Source organism: Cobetia sp. 2AS (assembly GCF_029846355.1).
Classification (GTDB): Bacteria; Pseudomonadota; Gammaproteobacteria; order Pseudomonadales; family Halomonadaceae; genus Cobetia; species Cobetia amphilecti.
In genome coordinates, this window is sequence record NZ_JARWKQ010000006.1 from 201,153 (window position 1) to 223,407 (window position 22,255).

Here is a 22,255-nt window from a genome sequence, read left to right on the forward strand (position 1 = left end):
GCGTTCTTTTTGGGTCAGGCCTTCTCATGTCACCACCGAGTGGGGTGGGATGGGGGACGGCACCTCAGGCGTTGACGCTGAAGCGCTCCAGTATGGCCTCGGCGGACATCGGCCGCGCCAGCAGGTAGCCCTGATAGGTATCGCAGCCCAGTCGCTTGAGCTCCTCGAACTGCACGTCCGTCTCGACTCCCTCGGCGACGATCTCATGGCCCAGCGAGTGCCCCAGGCTGATCACGGCGCCGACCAGCTGGATGGCCTGCTGATTGGGGCAGCGGATACCGCCATCAGAGCCGGCGACCGCATCCATCTTCATCACGAAACTGCGGTCGACCTTGAGCACATCCAGCGGCAGGGATGACAGATAGGACAGCGACGAATAGCCCTGCCCGAAGTCATCCAGCGCCACACGCACGCCCAGCTCGCGCAGCGCGCCGAGCACGGCAAGCCCCCCTTCCATGTCCTGGATCAGCAGCGTCTCGGTCACCTCGACTTCCAGCCGCGTCGGCGACAGCTTCTGGCTTTCCAGCACGCCGAAGACTTCGTTCTCGTAGCCCGAGGTCAGCTGGCGCGCCGACAGATTGACCGCCATGCGCGGCATGTGAAGGCCGGCATCCTGCCAGCGCACCATCTGGGCACAGGCTTCCTCGAGCACGAACCGTCCGAGGCGGAAGATCAGACCGGTCTCTTCGGCCAGCGGAATGAACTGGGCCGGCGAGATCATGCCCAGCTCCGGATGCTGCCAGCGCAGCAGCGCCTCGACACCCTGCAGCTCACCATGACTATCCAGCTGCGGCTGGTAATGCAGATAGAGCTGCTCGCTGCCGATGGCCTGACGCAGATCCTGCTCCAGCGTCATGCGCGACGCGACGTGCTTGTCCAGCGACGACTCCCAGCGCAGCGCATGATCGCCGCGCGACTTGGCGTGATAGAGCGCCACATCGGCATTCAGCATCAGCGCCTGGGCATCGCCATTGGTCTCGGACAGCACGTAGCCTGCCGTCAGACTGATGATCAGCGGGCGACCCAGAATCGTGAAGGGACGCTCGACCTTCTGCTGGATCTCCTCCACCACCTGCGCCGGATCATCATTGCCGTGCGGCAGATAGAGGCCGAACTCATCGGCCCCCAGACGCGCCACCAGACCGCCCGGCGGCAGCAGACGACGCAGACGCTCGCCGACCGCGACCAGCAGCTGGTCACCGGCTTCATGGCCCAGGCCATCGTTGACGGTCGAGAAACGGTCGATATCGGCGTAGATCATCAAGCCACCCGCCGCGACGCGCTCGTCGGCCGCCGCCATGAAGGCCTTGCGGTTATAGAGTCCCGTCAGGGCGTCATGGCGCGCCAGGAAATCGAGCTGACGCTCGGATTCCTTGTGCGCACTGATGTCGAGCAGCAGGCCTTCCCAGTAGCGCACGCCATCTTCGCCCTCGATCATCACGCTGCGGTCCAGCACCCAACGCTCATGGTCGGCGATGATGCGGAAGACCTGCTCATGGCGCATCTGCGCGCACATCGCCCAGTGGCGGGCGGCGCTGACGGACTGACGGTCTTCCTGATGGATCAGCTCGGTCAGGGTGATGCCGGCGCCGACCAGCGATTCGGCCGAGCGACCGAACAGCTCGGCCGAGCCGTTGCTGATGAAGGTCAGCACTCCGGTGTTGACCTCGATGCGATACACCACGCCCGGCAGGTTATCCATCAGCGTCACCAGGGTGCGAGAACGCGCCGTCATCGACTCGAGCGCGCCCTCCAGCTCATCGTGGCGCTCAGCGCGCTTGCGCTCGGCGCGCGCCACCACGACCACCAGCACGACCAGGAAGATGCCGCCGAGCAGCATGCCGAACCAGATACGGTTCCACCACAGCCACCACAGACTGGAGAGCGGCTGACTCACGACGCTGAACAGCTTGAGCGGTGCGATATAGCTGCCCGCCGCCATGCGCGGCTGGCCGTCGAAGCCCGGCACATGATAGCGGCGCACGCCACGCTCGGAGATGTACTTGCCCATGTTGGCCATCGAGGACAGCGGCAGCTTGCCGGTCACGCCCAGCGCATGCTCCTGGGGGCTCGAGAACAGCAGCAGACCGTTGGTGGAGAACAGGCGCAGGCGCTGCCCATCATCGGAATTCGGGTTGGCCAGCAGGCTGCGTGACTCGGAGAAGTCCAGGCAGCCGATCATCAGCCAGGACATGCCTTCGATATCCATGTGGCGATAGAACGGCAAGCCCGGCTGACCGGATGCCAGAGGCAGTGCGGAGCCGAACAGCAAGCTGCTACGCCCGGGCAGCGCCTGGGCTTCCGGCTGGGTCAGCTGCCAACTGCAACTGCGCCCCACGCCGATCTGACGCAGGCTGCTGCCGCGGTAATCGGCAAACGGCACCACCATCAGCGAGACCAGAGAGGGATGACGGCCCAGCGCGCTATCCAGCGAGCCACGCCACAGCTCCTTGCCTTCGCTGCTCAACACGCGCTCCAGCACCATCATCTCGCGCGAGACATTGGCGATCAGCTGCTCGGTGGAGATATGCAGCTGGGTGTCCAGCAGCTCCAGGCGACGCATTTCCTGTTCACGCACATCAAACCATTGGCTGGCCAGAAACAGGCCACCCAATACCACCATCAAGGCTGCATTGAGCCCAAAGATTCGCCACAGCGAATGTGTGCCATTGACGTGCGAGGAGGTCGGGTCCACGGGGTCACCAGTAGAAATGTTTCATGTCTTAGTGTGACAGAATGAAACATTGTGTTGCAGTGTTCAACCAATAACGACGGATTCCTCGGGATCCACTCTCCCTCAACGAAAATGCCCCGCCGGGAAACCCGGCGGGGCATTTTCACGTGACAGCGAGCCTGAAAATCGCGGGCTCATGTCATGGGGTCATCAAGCTCAGGCAGCGAAGCCTTCGCTCATGTCACCCATCGATTCACGCAGCTTCTTCATCGCGTTCTTCTCGAGCTGACGGATACGCTCGGCAGAGACGCCATAGATGTCGGCAAGCTCGTGCAGAGTCGACTTGTTGTCACTCAGCCAGCGCTGCTGGAGGATGTCGCGTGAGCGCTCATCCAGTGCCGCCAGCGCCTTGAGCAGACGACCGTGGGAGTCGTCTTCCAGGTCCTGCTGTTCCACCTGGGCAGCCGGATCGAGGCTGTGATCTTCCAGATAGTTGGCCGGCGCCTGATAGGCAGAGCTCTCGTCATCGCTGGGGCCGGCGTCGAAGCCTGCATCGTGGGCAGAGAGACGGCTTTCCATCTCACGCACCACGGCAGGTTTGACGTCCAGATCGCCCGCGATGGCATCCACTTCATCGTTGTTCAACCAGGCAAGACGCTTCTTGGCGCCACGCAGGTTGAAGAACAGCTTGCGCTGAGCCTTGGTGGTCGCGACCTTCACGATGCGCCAGTTGCGCAGCACGAACTCGTGAATCTCAGCCTTGATCCAATGCACGGCAAAGGAGACGAGGCGTACGCCCTGATGCGGGTCGAAACGCTTGACCGCCTTCATCAGGCCGACGTTACCTTCCTGGATCAGGTCCGCCTGCTGCAAGCCATAGCCGCTGTAGCTGCGCGCGATATGCACGACGAAGCGCAGGTGCGACATGACGAGTCGACGGGCCGACTCCAGATGATTCTCTTCATGCAACCGCAGGGCCAGCTCGTGCTCTTCTTCGGCAGTAAGCACAGCGATACGGTTCACCGACTGAATATAGCCGTTTAGATCTTGACCCGGTGACAGGTGGCCAAGTGGCTGAAGACTGGTGCTCATAGTGCAGATGTCTCCATGGTTGCCTAACACGCATGCAAGTAGTGAGACTGTGAAGGGTGGGACAGGTTCCCGTCAATAGCTGTACATGACGTGTACAATTGTCATGACGAGTAGCACTTCGTAACGCTGTCGGGTGTGTGGTGCGTTTAACCACCCGCCAGCCCCCTTCACTGACGCCCGACAGGAATGTTGTCGGAACGTAACTGTTGACCTTCCTGGGCAGAAACACTGGCTGAAAACCGCGAAGAATAATCGGAATCAGCGCGGAGAAATACTCGCCAGATGACGTCCGACCGCGATCCAAGCCCCTATCCAGCCCAATATTGTACTCGAAAACAGCAGCGTGGCACCCCCTGCAACGCCCAGTGCGGGCAACACATAGTTGCCGCCATAACTTTGTACAAGGGCCGTCACGGGTGCCGCCAACCAGTTGCCGCCAAGCGCCAGGATTCCGCAGGCCAGCAGCCCTCCTCCCAGACCGTACCATGCACCGCTGTAGAGGAAGGGACGCCGCACGAAGGCGTGGGTCGCCCCGATCAGCGTCACGACCTCGATTTCCTGGCGGCGACTCTCCACGGACAGGCGGATGGTATTGCCCACCACCAGCAACACGCCCAGCCCGAAGAGTAACGCGAGTCCCAGCGTCACTTTCTGACCCAGCTCACCCAATTGGCGCAGACGCTCGAGCCAGGCCAGATCCAGACGTGCGCTGGCGACACCCGGTTCGCCCTCGAGGCGCGTGGCCAGGGCGCGAACGGACTCCGGCGTGGTGTCCAGCGGCGTGATGACGATGCTGGCCGGCAGTGGGTTGTCATCCAGCAGGCTCAGCGAGCGCTTGAGGTCCAGCGCCTTGGCGAATTCCTGCATGCCCTCGGCGGCGGTGATCAGACGCACTCCCCCGACACCGGCAGCATCGCGCAGCGAGTCCGACAGCGTCAGCGCCTGGCTCTCGTCGACCGAGGTCTCGAGATAGAGGGTGAGCTGGGCGCTGTCATTGAGTTCATTGTCGAGCAGGCGCGCGCTGTCCAGTGCCAGCCACAGCGCCGCCGGCAACGTCAGCGCGATGGCGATGGCCAGCATGGTCAGCAGGCTGGCGATGGGCGCGACCAGCAGGCGGCGTGCGCTGTCGCGCGCCATGGCAGCGTGATGACGCAGCCAGCTGCGGTAGCGGCTCTCGACCGAGACACGACTGGAGCGCGCACCCTTGCGCGCCGCACGCTCGGCGGCCTCCGGTGATTCAGGCGCCTGCGGGGCGGCCTTGCGGGTACGCGTCTCGGCGCGGGGCTGGCCACGCTCGCGTGAAGTAGAGGGGGAATCGTTGCGGGAACGCGGGGGGCTCATCGGGCATCCTTGTCGGCGATCAGACGACCATCGGACAGCTCCAGCGTGCGATGGTGCAGGCGGGCGATCAGCGCCAGATCGTGACTGGCAATCATCACCGTGGTACCGATGCGATTGAAGTCCTCGAACAGACGCATGATGTCAGCGGACAGTGCCGGGTCCAGATTGCCGGTCGGCTCATCGGCCAGCAGCAGCGCGGGCTTGTTGACCACGGCGCGCGCGATGCCGACGCGCTGCTGCTCACCACCGGACAGCTCGATCGGCAGCGCCTTCTCACGATGCAGAAGGCCGACCTTGTCGAGCGCCGCCCGCACCCGCCGCGCCTGTTCACGCGGCGGGACCCCCTGGATCATCAGCGGCAGGGCCACGTTGTGGAAGATGTTGCGGTCGGTCAGCAGCTGGTGGTCCTGGAAGACCACGCCGATCTGGCGGCGGTAATATGGCACCTGGGAGGTATGCAGCCGCCCGATATCATGCCCCGCCACCAGAATGCGCCCCCGCGAGGGGCGCTCGAGGAGCATGATCAGCTTGAGCAACGAGCTCTTGCCGGCACCGGAATGGCCTGTCAGAAAGACCATCTCGCCACGCTCGACCCTGAAGTCGAGCCCGGCCAGTGCATCGAAGCGCCCTCCATAGCGCTTGCCGACATGCTCGAAGGCAATCATGCCTCGCGCGACTCGGCGTTGGCCTCTTCGCTTGCCTCATCGCCAGCACGTGCAAACAGGGCACTGACGAAGTCATCGGCCGCGAAGGGACGCAGGTCATCGACACCTTCCCCGACACCGATATAGCGGATCGGCAGATTGAGCTGCTTGGCCAGCGCGAAGATGATGCCGCCCTTGGCGGTTCCATCCAGCTTGGTCAGCGTCAGGCCAGTGATGTTGACCGCTTCATGGAAGGTGGAGGCCTGTGACAGCGCGTTCTGGCCGGTACCGGCATCCAGCACCAGCATCACCTCGTGGGGCGCGGACACATCCAGCTTGGCCATCACGCGCTGCACCTTCTTGAGCTCTTCCATCAGGTGACTCTTGTTGTGCAGGCGGCCCGCGGTATCGGCGATCAGGATATCGACGTTACGCGCCTTGGCGGCTTCCAGGGCGTCATAGATGACCGAGGCACTGTCGGCGCCGGTATGCTGAGCGATGACCGGCACCTTGTTGCGCTCGCCCCACACCTTGAGCTGCTCCACCGCCGCGGCGCGGAAGGTATCGCCCGCCGCCAGCATCACGCTGCGGCCCTGGCTCTGATAGCGCTTGGCCAGCTTGCCGATGGTGGTGGTCTTGCCGACGCCGTTGACGCCGATCATCAGGATCACGAAGGGACCGCTACCCTTGGGCGGCAGCTCCAGGTCCTTGGCGACCGGTGCCAGCATCACGCGCAGCTCTTCCTGCAGCGCTTCGTAGAGCGCCTGCGGCTCCTTCAATTCCTTGCGCGAGATACGCGCGGTCAGGTTGTCGATGATCTCGGTGGTCGCCTCGATGCCCACGTCTGCCATCAGCAGCTGGGTCTCGAGGTCTTCCATCAGCTCATCATCGATCTGCTTCTTGCCCAGGAACAGGCTGGCGACGCCCTCGGTCAGATTGGCGCGTGTCTTGCCAAGACCGGCCTTGATGCGCGCGAAGAAGCCACGACGCGGCTTTTCCCGACCATCGCGGGCCGTATCACGCGCAGCGTCATCCTCGACCACGGCGTCTGCGCCAGCGGCGGCAGCCTCGACGGCACGTGCCTCTTCTTCCTGGCGAGCCTGTTCCAGCGCGGCCTGCTCTTCGGCCTCGATGGCGGCCAGCTGCGCGGCGGCCTGACGCTCTTCTTCCTCGCGAGCCGCGATACGCGCCTCTTCGGCACGCGCTTCACTGGCGGCTTCTTCCGCACGGGCCTGAGCGGCCTGTTCGGCAGCGATGCGCTCGGCCTCTGCCTGGGCGGCCTGCTCGGCAGCCAGACGTTCCGCCTCTTCCCGGGCGGCCTTTTCGGCGGCGACGCGTTCTGCAGCGGCCTGCTCCTGGGCGATGCGCTCCGCTTCGTCTCGGGCGGCCTGTTCCTGAGCGGCCTGCTCCTGCGCTGCGCGTTCCTGGGCGATGCGCTCGGCCTCTGCCTTGGCGGCCTGATCAGCAGCCGCCTGCTCCGAGGCGCGGCGCTCGGCTTCAGCTTCGGCCTTCTGCTCTTCGAGCTTCTGAGCCTCGACCCGAGCGGCCTCTTCACCGGCAAGGCGCTCTGCCTCTACCTTCTCGGCCTCGAGACGCTTCGCCTCGAGCCGCGCTGCCTGCTCGGCATCGGCTTGCTCGTGGGGCGTGGCGTCTTGTGTCTGTTCAAGAGCCTGTTGCTCGAGGGCCTGCTGCTCGGAGGCTTTCTGCTCCTGAGCCTTGTGTTTCTTGCGCTTGAAAAAACCGAACATGGCGAGACAGTCCTGAACTCGTGAAAGTGGCGTCATCCTACCATCCCTTCGGGGCTGAAGGTACGCACCGCGCGGCATCCGGCGTCGCACATGCTAGACTCGCGGCATGAAAAAACGCGCATCCTCCCAAGGCCCCGCACGGGGCAAATCCAGCGCGCCCTCGCGCGCTGACAAGCAGCACGGCAAGCAGAGCGGCAAGCGTGGCCAGGCCGCCGGCGGGCCAGGTCGCCTGCGCATCATCGGCGGGCGCTTCAAGCGCCGCCTGCTCAACGTGATCGACGCACCGGGCCTGCGCCCGACACCCGACCGCGTGCGTGAGACGCTCTACAACTGGCTGGGCTTTCATGTCGGCGGCGCCCGCGTGCTTGACCTCTATGCCGGCAGTGGCGCACTGGGTCTCGAGGCACTGTCGCGTGAGGCGGCTCACGTCACCTTCGTGGAGCGCGACAGCCGCGTCGCGCGCGCGCTCGAGGCCAATCTCGCGACCCTCGCCAACGGTGACAGCCTGCCAACGCAGGTGGTGACCGGCGATGTCCTGCACTGGCTCGAGACGGCCACTCCCGCTGCAGGCGGCATGGATCTGGTGCTGCTCGATCCGCCCTTCCGGCTCGAGCTGGCCGCCGCGAGCTGCGCACTGCTCGAAGCGCATGGCTGGCTGAGCGATGACGCCATGATCTATCTGGAAGTGGAATCCGGCCTCGACCCCGTGGTGCCCGCCAACTGGCAGCTGCACCGGGAAAGCCGTGCCGGCGACAGTCATGGCCGCCTGTATCGGCGCCATCCGCCCGCCTGAGCCACCTTCCCACTTGTGTCGACTCAGGCGGCGTCGTAGTCTGCCTGCAGGCGGGTATCGCTGCGCCATCCGGCAAGGATTCCCGACATGGCCGATATTCATCGCACCAGCATTTACCGCATACCTTTACCGCCCTCAACGAACCCCCTCGGGCCACGACCGTGACTCGACAAGGAGATAGCATGAGCACCGAACTCTTTACCCAACTTGAGCAGAAAGTCGGCCAGGCCATCGACAGCATCGAGATGCTGAAGATGGAAGTCGAAGAGCTGAAGGAAGAGAACCAGCGCCTGACCGAAGCCAAGACAGGTCAGGGCGAAGAGCTGGAGCAGCTGCGCCAGACCAACGCCCAACTGCAGGAAGAGCGTGACCAGTGGGCACAGCGTCTGGAAGCGCTGGTCGCACGCTTCAGCGAGACCGAGAGCGAAACCCAGAGCGCCTGATGCTCCCGCGCGTCCTGCGCGCTGGGCCGCGTGAACATGCACTCTTGAACAATGGCTCTTGAACAGGAGCGCTTGAACAAGAGTTCATGAACATGGCCTCATGAAAACGCCGCCGACAGGAGACTGTCGGCGGCGTTTTCGTATCGGCACCAGCACCATAGCGATGCCGGAGCCCAAGAAAGAAGGGCCAGGATCACACCAGCGGCAGCGACATGAGCCAGGCATCTTCACGCCCGCCATCCGCCAGCGGATAGTAGCCCTTGCGCACTCCATCCCGAGTAAAGCCGGCCTTCGCATAGAGGGCAGCGGCGGCGGCATTGCTGGCGCGCACCTCCAGCAGCAGGCGCTCAAGCCCCGAGTCACGTTGCCAGTCACGCGCCTGCGCGATGGCGGCGGCCAAAAGGCGTGCACCTACGCCCTGCCCGCGCTGCGCGGCGTGTACGGTGATCGCCTCGATCTCGGCCTCGAAGGGCCCGCGCGCCAGCACCACGAAGCCGATCAGCTCTGCGGTCGGCGACTCACAGGCCTGCCACCAGGCGCCCAGCACGCAGCGCGCGTCATCGTTGAGCACATCGACCAGCTGTGACTGGCTCAGGCCGTGTGCCTGGCTGGCCTCGATGGCCTCAAGCGCCGTCAGGGTCGCTTGATCATCGGCCAGCTCACGCAGCTCGAGGCGCCGGTCAGCTGACTCGCTCATGAGTCGTCCGTCTGCGGCGATGCCGACTGCCACTCGCGCCCCCAGCGGATCAACAGCGGCCACAGTTTGCGCTTGGCCTCACTGGAGCGCGCCAGCGCCGGCAGTGCCGGCCCCTGCCAGACCGGCAGGTTCAGCAGACTGGAGGTCGCCTCGCCGCGCTCGGATGCGGTGATGCCAAGCACCTCGCGCAGCGTCTCGCTGGCCTCATCGCTGCCGAAGATCAACAGCCGCTCCGGCTGCCAACCTCGCCTTGCCGGGCCACTCAGGAAGGCATGCAATCCTTCGCGGGCTTCTTCGAGTGGCGAACTGGCCTTGAGGTTGGGCAACAGCGGCCAGCGGAAGTGGCTGAAGGTGAGCCCTGATGCCGCCTCGATACCGGCGGCGCGCCACAACGCCTTGAGCAAGGCTTCCCCTTCCAGATGCGGCGCCTCGTCACCGGGCAGCATGATCAACCAGCGTCCTTCCAGCGCCGCCAGCTGAACGCTGAAGCGCAGTGGCGGCTTGTCTGCCGCTGGCGTTGTCACTGCCTCATCTGCTGCCGGTGCCTCGGCCGTGACCTGCGTCGGCGGCGTCCCCCACGAGGCGGTGCTGCTGGTCTCGGCAGCGCCGGGCGCCGGCGAGGCAGCCGCAGCGGGGGCTTCGACCGCCGCCGGCGCCATGCCCAGCAAGGCGCGTGCACTCGAGGCCGGAGAAGGCCCTGCCGGGCGTGGCGTCGCGCTGCCGGCCATGCCGCCAGCCTGAGCGGAGGAGCCATGGCTGGCATCCGCCGTCTGGTGGGCAGCAGGCGGACGCGGCGCCTCATCGATCAGCGCGTGCAGGCGCGCCTGGGGCGCGACCGCCTCCGCTGCTTGCGGCTCGGGCCAGTCACACGCCTGGGTGGGCAAGGCATTGGGCAGCTGATAGCGACCGACCCAGGCGGTCAGTCCCATCGCGTCCAGATATTGCAGGCGTTGCGGTTCAGGGGTCATGGTCAGTGCTTGCCGCCGCCCAGACAGTTGGGGGAATCCGGAATCTCGCCGCCGCGTGCCGCCCACTCCTGCGCGGTGTACAGGTGCAGTGCCAGTGCATGCACCGGGCCATCCAGCTCTTCGCTGAGCAAGGCATACAGCTGCTGGTGACGCTTGACCCGCGACAGGCCGCTGAAGCGATCGCTGACCAGGGTGACCTTGAAGTGGGTCTCGGAGTTGGCCGGCACGCTATGCATATGGCTCTCGTTGACGACTTCGACCATCAACGGGTCAAGCGTCGCGAGCTTGGTGTCTATCTGGGTCTGGATGCTCATGCGCAATCTCCTTGAAGGGGGGAAGCCGCACGACGGACATGCGGAAAAATGAGGGTGACGATGCGATCGCCACAACGCAAATGGCCTCGGGCATTTTGCCCGAGGCCATTGTAGCGTCTGTCGCCATCACTGACAGTCATTGCTGACGGCTCTTGCGGAAAGTGCGGCGACGGCGGCCATCACGCGTCTGACAATCGGCCAATCGGCGCGATCACACCGGAGATTCAGTCCAGATCGGCCAACAGCTCGTCATCGACTTCGCTGACTTCCAGCGGTGCCTCGTCGTCCAGGTCGACCGCCAGATAGCTGTGCTCGACGGTCAGGAAGCGCTCGAAGAGTGCCTTGTCCATCGGCTCCGGCCAATGGCGGGTGTCTTCTTCCCAGGCGCGCAGCTCGCTTTCCAGCACGTCCAGCCAGCGCTCGGAGACGAAGCCATCCAGCGCCTCACGCGTGTCCATCTCGGGAATCAGGTAGACGGTGCTCTCCTGATTGACATCCTCCAGCGCCAGATCCTCGCCTCCCTCGCCTTCGGATTCCAGCGAGTTGATCCAGTCGACAAACGCCTGGGTCGGCTTGACGCTCAGGGCGGAACGGTTAAGCAGCTTCATTCTGCACTCTCCAGGACATTCAGGGACAATTCCGAGACAGGACACACCGTGGATGGCAGCGCCGCTCATAAAGCAGGCACGCGATGCGGGTGAGCCTCGAGGTGTCCAGCGCGTCACCCTGGCAGTGCCAGGGCGCCAGCAGACTGGACGCCGACCATTATGGCCGCTCGCGGGCAACAAAGCCAAGCGCCACCTTGCCTCATCGGCACCGATCATGCCCCGCGAGGCACTCGTCGTCAGCCATTCGTGTGAGGCAGAGACCACAACGCCCCCGATCAGGGATCGGAGGCGTTGTGGGTGCCCTCAGCGTGGCCCGTCACGATGGTGCGTCATGATGCGCCATCGTGACGGGCTGGCGGCCGACTGCTCAGCCCTGCTGCGGACGCATGGCCGGGAACAGCAGCACGTCGCGGATGGAGGCGCTGTCGGTCAGCAGCATCACCAGACGATCGATGCCGATGCCTTCACCGGCGGTCGGCGGCATGCCGTATTCCAGCGCGCGCACGTAGTCGGCGTCGTAGAACATGGCTTCGTCATCACCGGCGTCCTTCTCGGCCACCTGGGCCTGGAAGCGTTCGGCCTGATCTTCGGCGTCGTTGAGCTCCGAGAAGCCATTGGCGATCTCGCGACCACCGACGAAGAACTCGAAGCGATCGGTCACGTGCGGGTTGGCATCGTTGCGACGCGCCAGCGGGCTGACTTCGGCCGGATATTCGGTGATGAAGGTCGGCTGGTCGAGACGGTGCTCGGCGACTTCCTCGAAGATCTCGGTCTCGAGCTTGCCCAGCCCCCAGATCGGCTTGACCTGGATACCGAGACGCTCCGCCGTGGCGCGCGCGGCGTCGTAATCGGCCAGGTCGGCTTCGGTGATGCCATCGCCGTACTTGATGATCGCCTCGCGCATGGTCATCTGGATGAACGGCTGACTCAGGTCGTACTCGCTGCCCTGACAGGTGATCTGCGTGGTGCCGAGCACTTCCTGGGCCGCGGTGCGGATCATGTCCTCGGTGAGCGCGATCAGGTCACGGTAGTCCGCGTAGGCCCAGTAGAACTCGAGCATGGTGAACTCGGGGTTGTGACGCGTCGACAGCCCTTCGTTGCGGAAGTTGCGGTTGATCTCGAACACGCGCTCGAAGCCGCCCACCACCAGACGCTTGAGGTACAGCTCCGGCGCGATGCGCAGGTACATTTCCATGTCCAGCGCATTGTGGTGCGTGATGAACGGACGCGCGGTCGCGCCACCCGGAATCTGCTGCAGCATCGGCGTCTCGACTTCCATGAAGCCGCGATCGCTGAGGAAGCGGCGGATGGAGGCGACGATGCCGGCACGCAGCGCGAAGGTGCGGCGCGACTGCTCGTTCATGATCAGGTCGACATAACGCTGGCGATAGCGCATTTCCTGATCGGACAGACCGTGGAACTTGTCCGGCAGCGGACGCAGGTTCTTGGTCATCAGCTGGGCGCTTTCGATCATGACGTACAGATCGCCCTTGCCGGATTTGTGCACCGGGCCACTGGCACCGACGATGTCACCGATATCCCAGCTCTTGATGTCCTCGAGCAGCGCTTCCGGCAGGCCCTTCTTGTCGACGTAGAGCTGAATCTGGCCGGAGACTTCCTGCAGCACAATGAAGGGGCCACGTTTGCGCATGATACGCCCGGCGACGGCGGCCTTGCGGTCCAGCGTCTCCAGCTCGGCCTTGTCCTTCTCGCCCAGCTCTTCCATCAGGTCAGCGGCGAGGCTGTCGCGACGGAAATCATTCGGGAAGGCACTCTTGCCTTCGGCGGCGGCCTGCTCGCGGCGGGCGTTCAGCTTGGCGCGACGTTCGGCGATCAGGCGGTTCTCTTCCTGAGCCTGTTCGGCGGCCTGCTGCTCATCAATGGCGGGGGTCTGCTCTGTCGACATGGAGGGGCCTGTCTCGTGTCAAAGGGTCATGGCCTGGGCCACGACAGATCATGATCAGCCTGACGATTGTGACCATCAGTGCTGACCGCGATACGGGGATTCGTGGCCTCCGCCGGCGAGACCGGCGGAGGCGAATAGGCGCTGGGCCGCGAGGGTATTCGCGCTCAGAGCCCCATCTTGAGGCTGGCGACGATGAAGTCATCGAGGTCGCCGTCGAGCACCTTGTCACAGTTGCTCGACTGGACGCTGGTCCGCAGGTCCTTGATGCGCTGGTCATCGAGGACGTAGGAGCGGATCTGGCTGCCCCAGCCGATATCGGACTTGGAGTCCTCGAGTTCCTGCTTGGCGGCGTTGCGCTTCTGCATCTCGGCTTCGTAGATACGCGCCTTCAGCATCTTCATGGCGCGGTCACGGTTGGAGTGCTGGCTACGCTCGGTCTGGCAGGCCGCCACGATGCCTGTCGGCACGTGGGTGATACGTACCGCGGAGTCGGTGGTGTTGACGTGCTGACCACCGGCGCCGGAGGAGCGATAGGTATCAGTGCGCAGGTCGGCCGGATTGATGTCGATCTCGATGTTGTCATCGATTTCCGGCGACACGAACACGGACGCGAACGAGGTGTGACGACGGCCGCCGGAGTCGAAGGGACTCTTGCGGACCAGACGGTGCACGCCAAGCTCGGTGCGCAGCCAACCGAAGGCGTAATCACCCTCGACGTGGATGGTCGCGGACTTGATCCCGGCAACTTCACCGGCGCTCGCCTCGACGATCTCGGTCTTGAAACCGTGATGCTCGGCCCAGCGCAGGTACATGCGCAGCAACATGTTGCCCCAATCCTGCGCTTCGGTACCGCCGGAGCCTGCCTGGATGTCGAGGTAGGCGTTGTTGGCGTCCATCTCACCCGAGAACATGCGGCGGAACTCGAGCTTTTCGAGACTGGCCTTGAGCTGGTCCAGCTCGCGGACGACTTCGTCCACGGTGCCTTCGTCCTCTTCCTCGACCGCCATTTCCAGCAGGTCGGAGCAGTCGGACAGACCGTTGCTCATGTCGTCGAGGGTCTTGACGACCAGCTCCAGCGACGCACGTTCCTTGCCGAGCTTCTGCGCGTAGTCCGGGTCATTCCAGACATCCGGATTCTCGAGCTCGCGAGTGACTTCCTCTAGCCGATCCTGCTTTTCGGCATAGTCAAAGGTACCCCCTCAGGACTTCTGCCCTTTCGGACAGGTCCTTGATGAGGTTGGTGATCGGATTGATCTCTTGCATGGTCGTCCTGTCTTGAGGCGATGATGCGTGAATGGGTGCGCGGCGATCCTGTCGCAAGCGACGGGCTCCGCCACATGCCACCCGAGGGTGCATGTGCAGATCGACAGCGCGCAAAGCCCGATATTGTAGCCATTTCCCGGCGTGGCGACCATGCCCGGCCCATCATCCGTGGCCAGCGGGCAAGCGGCGGCTTTCGGCTGCCAGGCATGCCGCCCATCAGCGGGCAGGCGACGAATACGACCAAAGTCATTCAAAGGTCCGTCAGCCCCGAATGGCCCGAGTTTCCACGCCTTGCATGACGTTTATCGAATGCATGCATAAGCCATCCATTTTTTAACATGGACAGCGGGCAGGAAAAGATTCGATGGTAGAAGGCGACACTCGTATTACCCCTAACAACAATAGCGAGCCTCCCTATCATGGCACGACTGTACTCCCCCTCTCACACCCCGGCGCTCCCCGGACGCTTCGCGCTCAAACGCCTGGCAGGCTCTCTGCTGCTGGCCGGGGGCATCGTTGCCTCCCAGGGCATCATGGCCGACACGCTCAAGCTGGCGATCATGGGTGAACCGGCCTCGCTGGACCCGCAGCAGATCTCCGGCACCTGGGAAAATGACGTGGTGGGCGACCTCTTCGAGGGCCTGGTCACCGAAGCCGCCGATGGCGAGCGCATCCCCGGCGCGGCCGAGTCGTGGCAGATTTCCGACGATGGCAAGACCTACACCTTCACGCTGCGCGAGAACGGCAAGTGGTCAGACGGTGAGCCGGTGACCGCCGAGGACTTCGTGTACGCGCTCAAGCGCATCATGACGCCGGAAAATGCCTCGGATTACGCCTACATCCTGTATCCGATCAAGAACGCCAAGGCCATCAACAGTGGCGAAGCCGAGCCGGACACCCTCGGCGTGCGTGCCGTGGATGATCATACCCTCGAGATCACCCTCGAGCGCCCGACGCCCTACTTCCTGGATCAGCTGTCGCACTACACCGCCTACCCGTTGCCGAAACATGTGGTGGAGAAGTACGGCAAGGACTGGACCGACCCCGGCAAGATGGTCTCCAACGGTGCCTTCGAGCTGAGCGAGTGGCAGCCGCAGACCCGCATCGTCGCGCTCAAGAATCCTGAGTTCCACGATGCCAGGGAGGTCGCGCTGGATGAGGTGATCTACTACCCCATCGAGGAGCGCAACAGCGCCCTGAAGCGCTTCCGCGCCGGCGAGATCGACATCGCGCGCGAATTCCCGACCCAGCAATACGGCTGGCTGAAGGACAACCTGCCGGACGCCACCCACGTCGCGCCCTACCTGGGCATCTACTACTACGTGCTCAACTCGCGCGATGGCCATGCCACCGCAGACCCGCGCGTGCGCGAGGCGCTCAACCTCTCCATCCGCCGCAACATCATCACCGACAAGATTCTCGGCACCGGCGAAGTGCCGGCCTACAGCTTCGTGCCCACCGGCGTGAACCATTACGACATCCAGGAGATGGCCTTCAAGGACATGTCGATGGATGAGCGCATGCAGAAGGCCAGGTCCCTGATGGAAGACGCCGGCTACGGTCCGGACAACCCGCTGGAGCTGACCCTGCGCTACAACACCAGCGAAGACCACAAGAAGGTGGCCATCGCCGCCGCCGCGATGTGGAAGCCGCTGGGCGTGAAGGTCAATCTGCTGAATGCCGAAGTCGCGGTGCACTACGAGGACATGCGCCAGGGCAAGTTCGATGTCGGCCGCGCCGGCTGGATCGGCGACTACAACGACGCCCAGAACTTCCTCAACCTGCTGGAAAGCGGCGTGCCCAACAACTACGGCGCCTATTCCAACAGTGCGCTGGATGACGACATGCACAAGGCCGCCAATACGCTCGACATGGAGGATCGCGAGGCGCTGATGCAGGACGCCGAGCGCAAGGCGCTGGATGACTACGCCGTGCTGCCGATCTACTACTACGTGTCGCGCAATCTGGTGAACCCCAAGCTCAGCGGCTGGAAGAACAACATCGAGGATACCCACCGCTCGCGCTGGGTCTCGTTCTCCGAGTGAGGCGAGCCCTGTGAGCCTCTGACCCGGCTCGCCGCTCTCTAGATCGTCATGGGTCCACGCTCGTGCCTGGCAGGGCAGGAGCGTGGCATCTGCCAAGGATGGCACCAGAAGATGACGTCGCGCCCCACGGGCGTGACAAGGAGTTCATGCATGTCCCCCACCTCACCGATGCAATGCGCGGCAAGCCTCAGCGCAGGCCTGCTGCTGTCCGTTCTTCCCCTCTCCCTCGGCGCTTCCGGCAGCGCCATGGCAGCAGAATCTTCAAGCCAGAGCGAGCAGATCCTGCGTATCGCCAATGGCGCCGAACCCGGCTCGCTGGACCCGCAACAGACCAACGGCACCTGGGAGACACGCATCACGCGTGATCTGTTCGAGCCGCTGATCGCCTACTCCGCCGACGGCAAGCTGATTCCCGGGCTGGCAGAGCGCTGGGAGTCGTCCGCCGATGGGCTGAGCTGGACCTTCCATCTGCGCGAAGGGCTCGAATGGTCAGACGGCACGCCGCTGACCGCCCAGGATGCGGTCTTCGCGCTGCGCCGCCTGCTGACTCCCGCCACCGCGGCCCACAACGCCACGCTCTACTACCCGATCGTCAATGCCCGCGCGGTGAATACCGGTGCGCTGGAGCCGGAGAAGCTTGGCGTGACCGCGCCCGACGCGCAGACGCTCACCATCACCCTCAGTCACCCCTCGGCGACGCTGGAGCAGACGCTGGCGATGAGCGAAGCCGCCCCGCTGCCACGCCATGTGATCGCGGCCAAGAGCGCTGACTGGACGCGGCCGGCCAACATGGCCACCTCGGGCGCCTTCGTGCTCAAGACCTGGTCGCCCCAGGCCGAGATTCGCCTGACGCCCAATCCGCGCTATCACGCGGCGGACACGGTCGCGCTCGATGAGGTGGTCTACCTGCCCATCGAGGAGAGTCATGCCGCGCTCAATCGCTTCCGCGCCGGCGAGGTCGAGATCGCCTACGGCGTACCCGCCAGCCATTACACCTGGATCCAGGACAATCTGGCCGCTGCCCTGCAGACCTACCCGATCCTCGGCGAGTACTTCTATGTCTTCAATCTGCGCGAGGGCTCGCCGGTGGCCGACCAGCGCATTCGTCGCGCGCTGAATCTGGCCACGCGCCGTGAGGTGATCACCGAGCGCATTCTCGGCATGGGCCAGATTCCCTCCTGGCACTTCGTGCCGAAGGCATTGGGTGAGCATCAGGGCGCGCGCTTCGACTTCGCTGACTGGTCGATGGACCGACGCATGGCGAAGGCGCGTGAGCTGATGGCAGACGCGGGCTACGGCCCGGATACCCCGCTTGAGCTGACGCTGCGCTACAACACCCTGGAAGACCACAAGAAGATCGCCGTGGCCCTGGGGGCGATGTGGAAACCGCTGGGCGTGAAGGTGACGCTGACCAATACCGAGGCCGCGGTGCATTACCGCGATCTGGCGCTGGGCGATTTCGAGGTCGGCCGTTACGGCATGATCGCCACCATCGCCGATGCCTACGACTTCCTGAACGCCTTCAGCAGCGACAACACCTCCAACGCGCCCGGGCTCAGCTCGCCGACCTACGATGCGCTGATCGAGGCGGCGGCACGTGAAGGAGACGTCGGCACCCGCCAGCGCCAGCTCCACGACGCCGAGCAGTATCTGCTCGACAACGATGTGGTGCTGCCGCTCTACGACTATGTCACCTCCAGTCTTGTCGACCCCGCCATCAGCGGCTGGGCGCCCAATGCGCTGGACGTGCACCCGAGTCGCTATCTGCAGCTCGATACCTCGCACTGACAGACGACAGTCACCAATAACAACGACATACCCGGGCAGCGGCCCGGACGGAGCACTGGATGCTGAGCTACACCCTCAAACGGTTGCTGCAGGCGATTCCCACCCTGCTGATCGTGATCACCCTGTCGTTCTTCCTGATGCGAGTCGCCCCGGGCGGCCCCTTCGATGGCGAGCGCCGTCTGCCCCCGGAAATCGAGCAGAACCTGCGCGCGGCCTATCACCTGGATGAGCCATTGCCGATGCAGTATCTGCGCTATCTGGGTGATCTGGTGCAGGGCGATCTCGGCCCGTCCTTCAAGTACAAGGACTTCGATGTCAGCGAGCTGATCAGCCAGGGCTTCCCGGCCAGTCTGGAGCTGGGCATGTGGGCGATTCTGGCCGCGCTGCTGATCGGGGTGCCGCTGGGGGTGATCGCGGCCATCCGGCGCAACTCGACGGCGGATTACGTGGTGATGAGTACTGCGCTGGCGGGGATCGCGGTGCCCAATTTCGTGATCGCCCCGCTGCTGGCGCTGGTGTTCGGCGTGCTGCTCGGCTGGCTGCCGGCCGGCGGCTGGAACGGCGGCGCCTGGCAGAACCTGCTGCTGCCGGTGGTGGCGCTCTCCATCCAGCAGATCGCCTACATCGCCCGCATGATGCGCGCCAGCATGATCGAGGTGCTCGGCAGCCACTACATCCGCACCGCCCGCGCCAAGGGGCTGAGCGAGTGGAAGGTGATTCTGCGCCATGCATTGCGACCGGCGATGCTGCCGGTGGTCTCCTACCTCGGCCCGGCCATCGCCGGCATCATCACCGGCTCGGTGGTGATCGAGCAGATCTTCGGCATTCCCGGCATCGGGCGCTATTTCGTGCAGGGTGCGCTCAATCGTGACTACACCCTGGTGATGGGCACGGTGGTCTTCTATGGCGCCTTGATCCTGCTGCTCAACCTGATCGTCGACCTGCTCTACAGCATGCTCGACCCGCAGATCCGCTACGACGACTGACCCGAGGCCCTGACATGTCACAGACAACTCCCGCTCCCCACGGCACCGGCGGTGCCAGTGCCTTCGACGGCCAGCCTCCTGCCGCGCCGGCAGGCGACAGCCTGACCCGCGACGCCTGGCGTCGTCTCAAGCAGAACCGCGCTGCCATGTGCAGCCTGGTGGTGATGGCCGTCATCGTGCTGGCCTGCCTGATCGGCCCGTGGCTGACGCCCTTCGAACTCGACGAGGTCGACTGGAACGCCATCGGCACCGGCCCGGACCTGGCCTCCGGCCACGTCTTTGGCACCGACGTCAACGGCCGCGACCTGCTGACCCGCACCCTGCATGGCGGCCAGATCTCGCTGTCGGTGGCGCTGGTCGCCACCTTCGTCAGCCTGGTGATCGGCGTGCTCTACGGCGCCGTCTCCGGCTACTTCGGCGGACGCACCGACAACCTGATGATGCGCTTCGTCGACATCATGTATTCGCTGCCGTTCATGTTCCTGGTGATCCTGCTGATGGTGGTGTTCGGTCGCAACATCTTCCTGATCTACGCCGCCATCGGCGCGGTGGAGTGGCTGGACATGTCGCGCATCGTGCGCGGCCAGGTCTTGGCGCTCAAGAAGCGCGAATTCGTCGAGGCGGCGCATGCACTCGGCGTGCGTGACCTGCAGGTCGTGACTCGTCACCTGATTCCGAACGCGCTGGGCCCAGTGATCGTCTACGTCACGCTGACGGTGCCCAAGGTCATCCTGCTGGAAAGCTTCCTGTCGTTCCTCGGCCTCGGCGTGCAGGAACCGCTGACCTCATGGGGCGTGTTGATTTCCGAAGGCAAGGACATGATGGAGACCGCCCCCTGGATGCTGCTGGTGCCCTCGGCCTTCCTCGCCGCGACCCTGTTCTGCCTAAACTTCCTCGGCGATGGGCTGCGTGATGCCCTCGACCCCAAGACTCGCTGAACCGGAGCGCTGATCATGACTTCTTCACCCTCTACCTCCGGCACCTCCTCCAGCCTGCCGCCAGCACGCAACGCCGCCGACCAGGCCCGCGCCGACACCCTGACCCGCCTGGGGCTGGCAGCCGAGGCGCCGGGCACGCCACCGCTGATGGAGATCGATGACCTCAAGGTCGACTTCCAGCTGCCGGACGGCGCGGTACCCGCCGTCAAGGGCGTCAGCTTCACTCTCAACAAGGGCGAGACGCTGGCGCTGGTCGGCGAGTCCGGCTCCGGCAAGTCGGTCACGTCCACCGCCATCCTGCGCCTGCTGCCGGAACTCGCCGAGATCAAGGGCGCCATCCGCCTGCGCGGCGAAGACCTGCTGAGTGCCTCGACGCGGCGCATGCGCGAGCTGCGCGGCAATCGCATCGCTACCGTCTTCCAGGAGCCGATGACCTCGCTCAATCCGCTGCACCGCATCGGGCGCCAGATCATCGAGGTACTGGCACTGCATCGTGACCTCAAGGGCCGCGCGGCTCGCCACAAGGCGCTGGAACTGCTCGAGCAGGTCGGCATTCCGGAGCCGGCGCGACGTATCGACAGCTATCCCCACGAGCTGTCCGGTGGCCAGCGTCAGCGCGTGATGATCGCCATCGCGCTGGCCTGCGAGCCGGACCTGCTGATCGCCGATGAGCCGACCACCGCGCTGGATGTCACGGTGCAGGCGCAGATCCTGCGGCTGCTCAAGTCGCTGCAGCAGCGCTACGGCATGGCAATCCTGTTCATCACCCACGACCTGAGCATCGTGCGCCACTTCGCGGACCGCGTCTGCGTGATGCGTCACGGCGAGCTGCTGGAAACCGGCGCCACCCACGACGTCTTCGAGAGCCCGCAGCACGCCTACACCCGCATGCTGATCGATGCCGAACCGGCCGGCGAGAAGGCCCCGGTGGCCGCAGATGCGCCGGTGCTGCTGTCGGCGCGCGATGTGCGTGTCAGCTTCACCATCAAGCGTCCGCTGTTCGGCCCCAAGGTCGCCTTCGAGGCGGTGCGCGGCATCGATCTCGAGGTGCGACGCGGCCAGACCATCGGCATCGTCGGCGAGTCCGGCTCCGGCAAGTCGACGCTGGGGCGCGCCCTGCTGCGCCTGCTCAAGAGCCAGGGCCAGATCAGCTTCGATGGCGTCGATATCATGCCGCTGGACAAGTCAGGCATGCGCCCCTTGCGCTCGCGCATGCAGGTCGTCTTCCAAGACCCCTTCGGCTCCCTGTCACCGCGCCTGACCGTGGGCGAGATCATCAGCGAAGGCCTGCGCGTGCACCACCCCGAGCTCAATCGCGCCCAGCGCGATGCGCGGGTCTGCGACGCCCTGAGCGAGGTCAGCCTCGACCCCGGCATGCGCAATCGCTATCCGCATGAGTTCTCCGGCGGTCAGCGCCAGCGCATCGCCATCGCCCGCGCCCTGGTGCTCAAACCGGAATTCCTGCTGCTGGACGAGCCGACCTCGGCGCTGGACCGCTCGGTACAGGTCACGGTGATCGACCTGCTGCGCGACCTGCAGGCGCGCCATGGCCTGACCTATCTGTTCATCAGCCATGACCTGGCGGTCGTGCGTGCGCTGTCAGACCATCTCATCGTGATGAAGGAAGGCGAGGTGGTGGAAAGCGGCAGTACCCACGCCATCTTCGAGGCACCCCGTGAGCGTTATACGCGTGAATTGATGCAGGCCGCCTTCGCCCCGGACCTGGGCCAGACGCACCACTGACACCCTGAAAAGACGACATGCCTGATGGGCGCTGCAGCGCCCATCAAGACCCCGCTTTGCCTGAGAAAAGGCGCAGGGCCTCATCACTGCCTGTCTGAAGGGTGGCGATGAGCGCCCGGCCTCGCCCCGGGCAAGGGCAGCCGAGTCGCTCACACGAATCGACATTGGCTGCCAACCGGGTGCTTGCACCCGACCGAGGCCGGAGCAGGATGCTCCGGCATTACCCACACCGATGGAAAGACATGCACAGGATGACGATGCAAC

Annotated in this window: 18 protein-coding genes; 7 read left to right on the forward strand and 11 right to left on the reverse strand. The window is 64.7% G+C overall.

Features of this window, described 5'->3' with window-relative positions; translation table 11 throughout:
* Positions 1-64: 64 nt before the first annotated feature.
* The 5 genes from QD356_RS15685 to ftsY all read right to left on the reverse strand — a co-directional run bounded on the left by QD356_RS15685 (position 65) and on the right by ftsY (position 7,499).
* Positions 65-2,695 (reverse strand): GGDEF domain-containing phosphodiesterase, encoded by a 2,631-nt coding sequence (locus tag QD356_RS15685; RefSeq protein ID WP_192839180.1) that lies wholly within the window; start codon positions 2,693-2,695, stop codon positions 65-67.
* A 195-nt stretch (positions 2,696-2,890) separates the two neighbouring features.
* Positions 2,891-3,766, reverse strand: a complete 876-nt coding sequence (gene rpoH / locus QD356_RS15690) for an RNA polymerase sigma factor RpoH (protein ID WP_043336284.1) — start codon at positions 3,764-3,766, stop codon at positions 2,891-2,893.
* 258 nt (positions 3,767-4,024) lie between these two features.
* Positions 4,025-5,107, reverse strand: coding sequence for a permease-like cell division protein FtsX (gene ftsX, locus QD356_RS15695; RefSeq protein ID WP_192839181.1), 1,083 nt, complete (start codon positions 5,105-5,107; stop codon positions 4,025-4,027).
* Positions 5,104-5,772, reverse strand: a complete 669-nt coding sequence (ftsE, locus tag QD356_RS15700) for a cell division ATP-binding protein FtsE (RefSeq protein WP_043336289.1) — start codon at positions 5,770-5,772, stop codon at positions 5,104-5,106. The genes ftsX and ftsE overlap by 4 nt, the downstream gene beginning before the upstream one ends.
* Positions 5,769-7,499, reverse strand: coding sequence for a signal recognition particle-docking protein FtsY (gene ftsY / locus QD356_RS15705; RefSeq protein WP_192839182.1), 1,731 nt, complete (start codon positions 7,497-7,499; stop codon positions 5,769-5,771). Before ftsY ends, ftsE begins: the two co-directional genes overlap by 4 nt.
* A 106-nt stretch (positions 7,500-7,605) precedes the next feature.
* On the opposite strand from ftsY, the gene rsmD reads away from it, so the two are divergent.
* Together rsmD and QD356_RS15715 are read left to right on the forward strand one after the other, a co-directional pair.
* Entirely contained in the window at positions 7,606-8,292 is a 687-nt protein-coding gene (rsmD, locus tag QD356_RS15710) for a 16S rRNA (guanine(966)-N(2))-methyltransferase RsmD (RefSeq protein ID WP_192839183.1), read from the forward strand.
* Positions 8,293-8,474: 182 nt separating this feature from the next.
* Positions 8,475-8,735 carry a cell division protein ZapB gene (locus QD356_RS15715; RefSeq protein ID WP_054556544.1) on the forward strand — a complete coding sequence of 87 codons (261 nt, stop codon included), beginning with the start codon at positions 8,475-8,477 and terminating at the stop codon, positions 8,733-8,735.
* Between the two features lie 193 nt (positions 8,736-8,928).
* On the opposite strand, the gene QD356_RS15720 is transcribed toward QD356_RS15715, so the two are convergent.
* The 6 genes from QD356_RS15720 to prfB all read right to left on the reverse strand — a co-directional run bounded on the left by QD356_RS15720 (position 8,929) and on the right by prfB (position 14,491).
* Positions 8,929-9,432 (reverse strand): GNAT family N-acetyltransferase, encoded by a 504-nt coding sequence (locus QD356_RS15720; RefSeq protein WP_192839184.1) that lies wholly within the window; start codon positions 9,430-9,432, stop codon positions 8,929-8,931.
* The gene (locus QD356_RS15725; protein ID WP_192839185.1) at positions 9,429-10,400 is read right to left on the reverse strand and encodes a hypothetical protein; all 972 of its coding nucleotides are present in this window, start codon (positions 10,398-10,400) and stop codon (positions 9,429-9,431) included. The genes QD356_RS15720 and QD356_RS15725 overlap by 4 nt, the downstream gene beginning before the upstream one ends.
* Positions 10,401-10,402: 2 nt before the next feature.
* Positions 10,403-10,714 (reverse strand): BolA/IbaG family iron-sulfur metabolism protein, encoded by a 312-nt coding sequence (locus QD356_RS15730; protein ID WP_043336297.1) that lies wholly within the window; start codon positions 10,712-10,714, stop codon positions 10,403-10,405.
* Positions 10,715-10,938: 224 nt separating this feature from the next.
* Positions 10,939-11,322: a hypothetical protein gene (locus QD356_RS15735; protein ID WP_043336300.1), complete on the reverse strand. Its 384-nt coding sequence runs from the start codon at positions 11,320-11,322 to the stop codon at positions 10,939-10,941.
* Between the two features lie 367 nt (positions 11,323-11,689).
* Complete coding sequence (gene lysS, locus QD356_RS15740) at positions 11,690-13,228, reverse strand: lysine--tRNA ligase (protein ID WP_192839186.1); 1,539 nt, start codon at positions 13,226-13,228, stop codon at positions 11,690-11,692.
* A 164-nt stretch (positions 13,229-13,392) separates the two neighbouring features.
* A protein-coding gene (prfB, locus tag QD356_RS15745; RefSeq protein ID WP_107335890.1) for a peptide chain release factor 2 occupies positions 13,393-14,491 on the reverse strand; the annotation gives its coding sequence in 2 pieces (ribosomal slippage) (positions 13,393-14,415 and positions 14,417-14,491; 1,098 coding nt in all).
* Between the two features lie 419 nt (positions 14,492-14,910).
* Here prfB and QD356_RS15750 point away from each other — a divergent pair.
* From QD356_RS15750 to QD356_RS15770, 5 genes are all read left to right on the forward strand, one after another.
* Positions 14,911-16,536 (forward strand): peptide ABC transporter substrate-binding protein, encoded by a 1,626-nt coding sequence (locus tag QD356_RS15750; protein WP_192839187.1) that lies wholly within the window; start codon positions 14,911-14,913, stop codon positions 16,534-16,536.
* Positions 16,537-16,686: 150 nt separating this feature from the next.
* The gene (locus QD356_RS15755) at positions 16,687-18,324 is read left to right on the forward strand and encodes a peptide ABC transporter substrate-binding protein (RefSeq protein ID WP_192839188.1); all 1,638 of its coding nucleotides are present in this window, start codon (positions 16,687-16,689) and stop codon (positions 18,322-18,324) included.
* A gap of 59 nt (positions 18,325-18,383) precedes the next feature.
* Complete coding sequence (oppB, locus tag QD356_RS15760; RefSeq protein ID WP_043337152.1) at positions 18,384-19,310, forward strand: oligopeptide ABC transporter permease OppB; 927 nt, start codon at positions 18,384-18,386, stop codon at positions 19,308-19,310.
* 14 nt (positions 19,311-19,324) lie between these two features.
* Entirely contained in the window at positions 19,325-20,248 is a 924-nt protein-coding gene (locus QD356_RS15765; RefSeq protein ID WP_107335886.1) for an ABC transporter permease subunit, read from the forward strand.
* A 147-nt stretch (positions 20,249-20,395) separates the two neighbouring features.
* Positions 20,396-21,991, forward strand: coding sequence for an ABC transporter ATP-binding protein (locus tag QD356_RS15770; protein ID WP_107336731.1), 1,596 nt, complete (start codon positions 20,396-20,398; stop codon positions 21,989-21,991).
* Positions 21,992-22,255 lie beyond the last annotated feature (264 nt).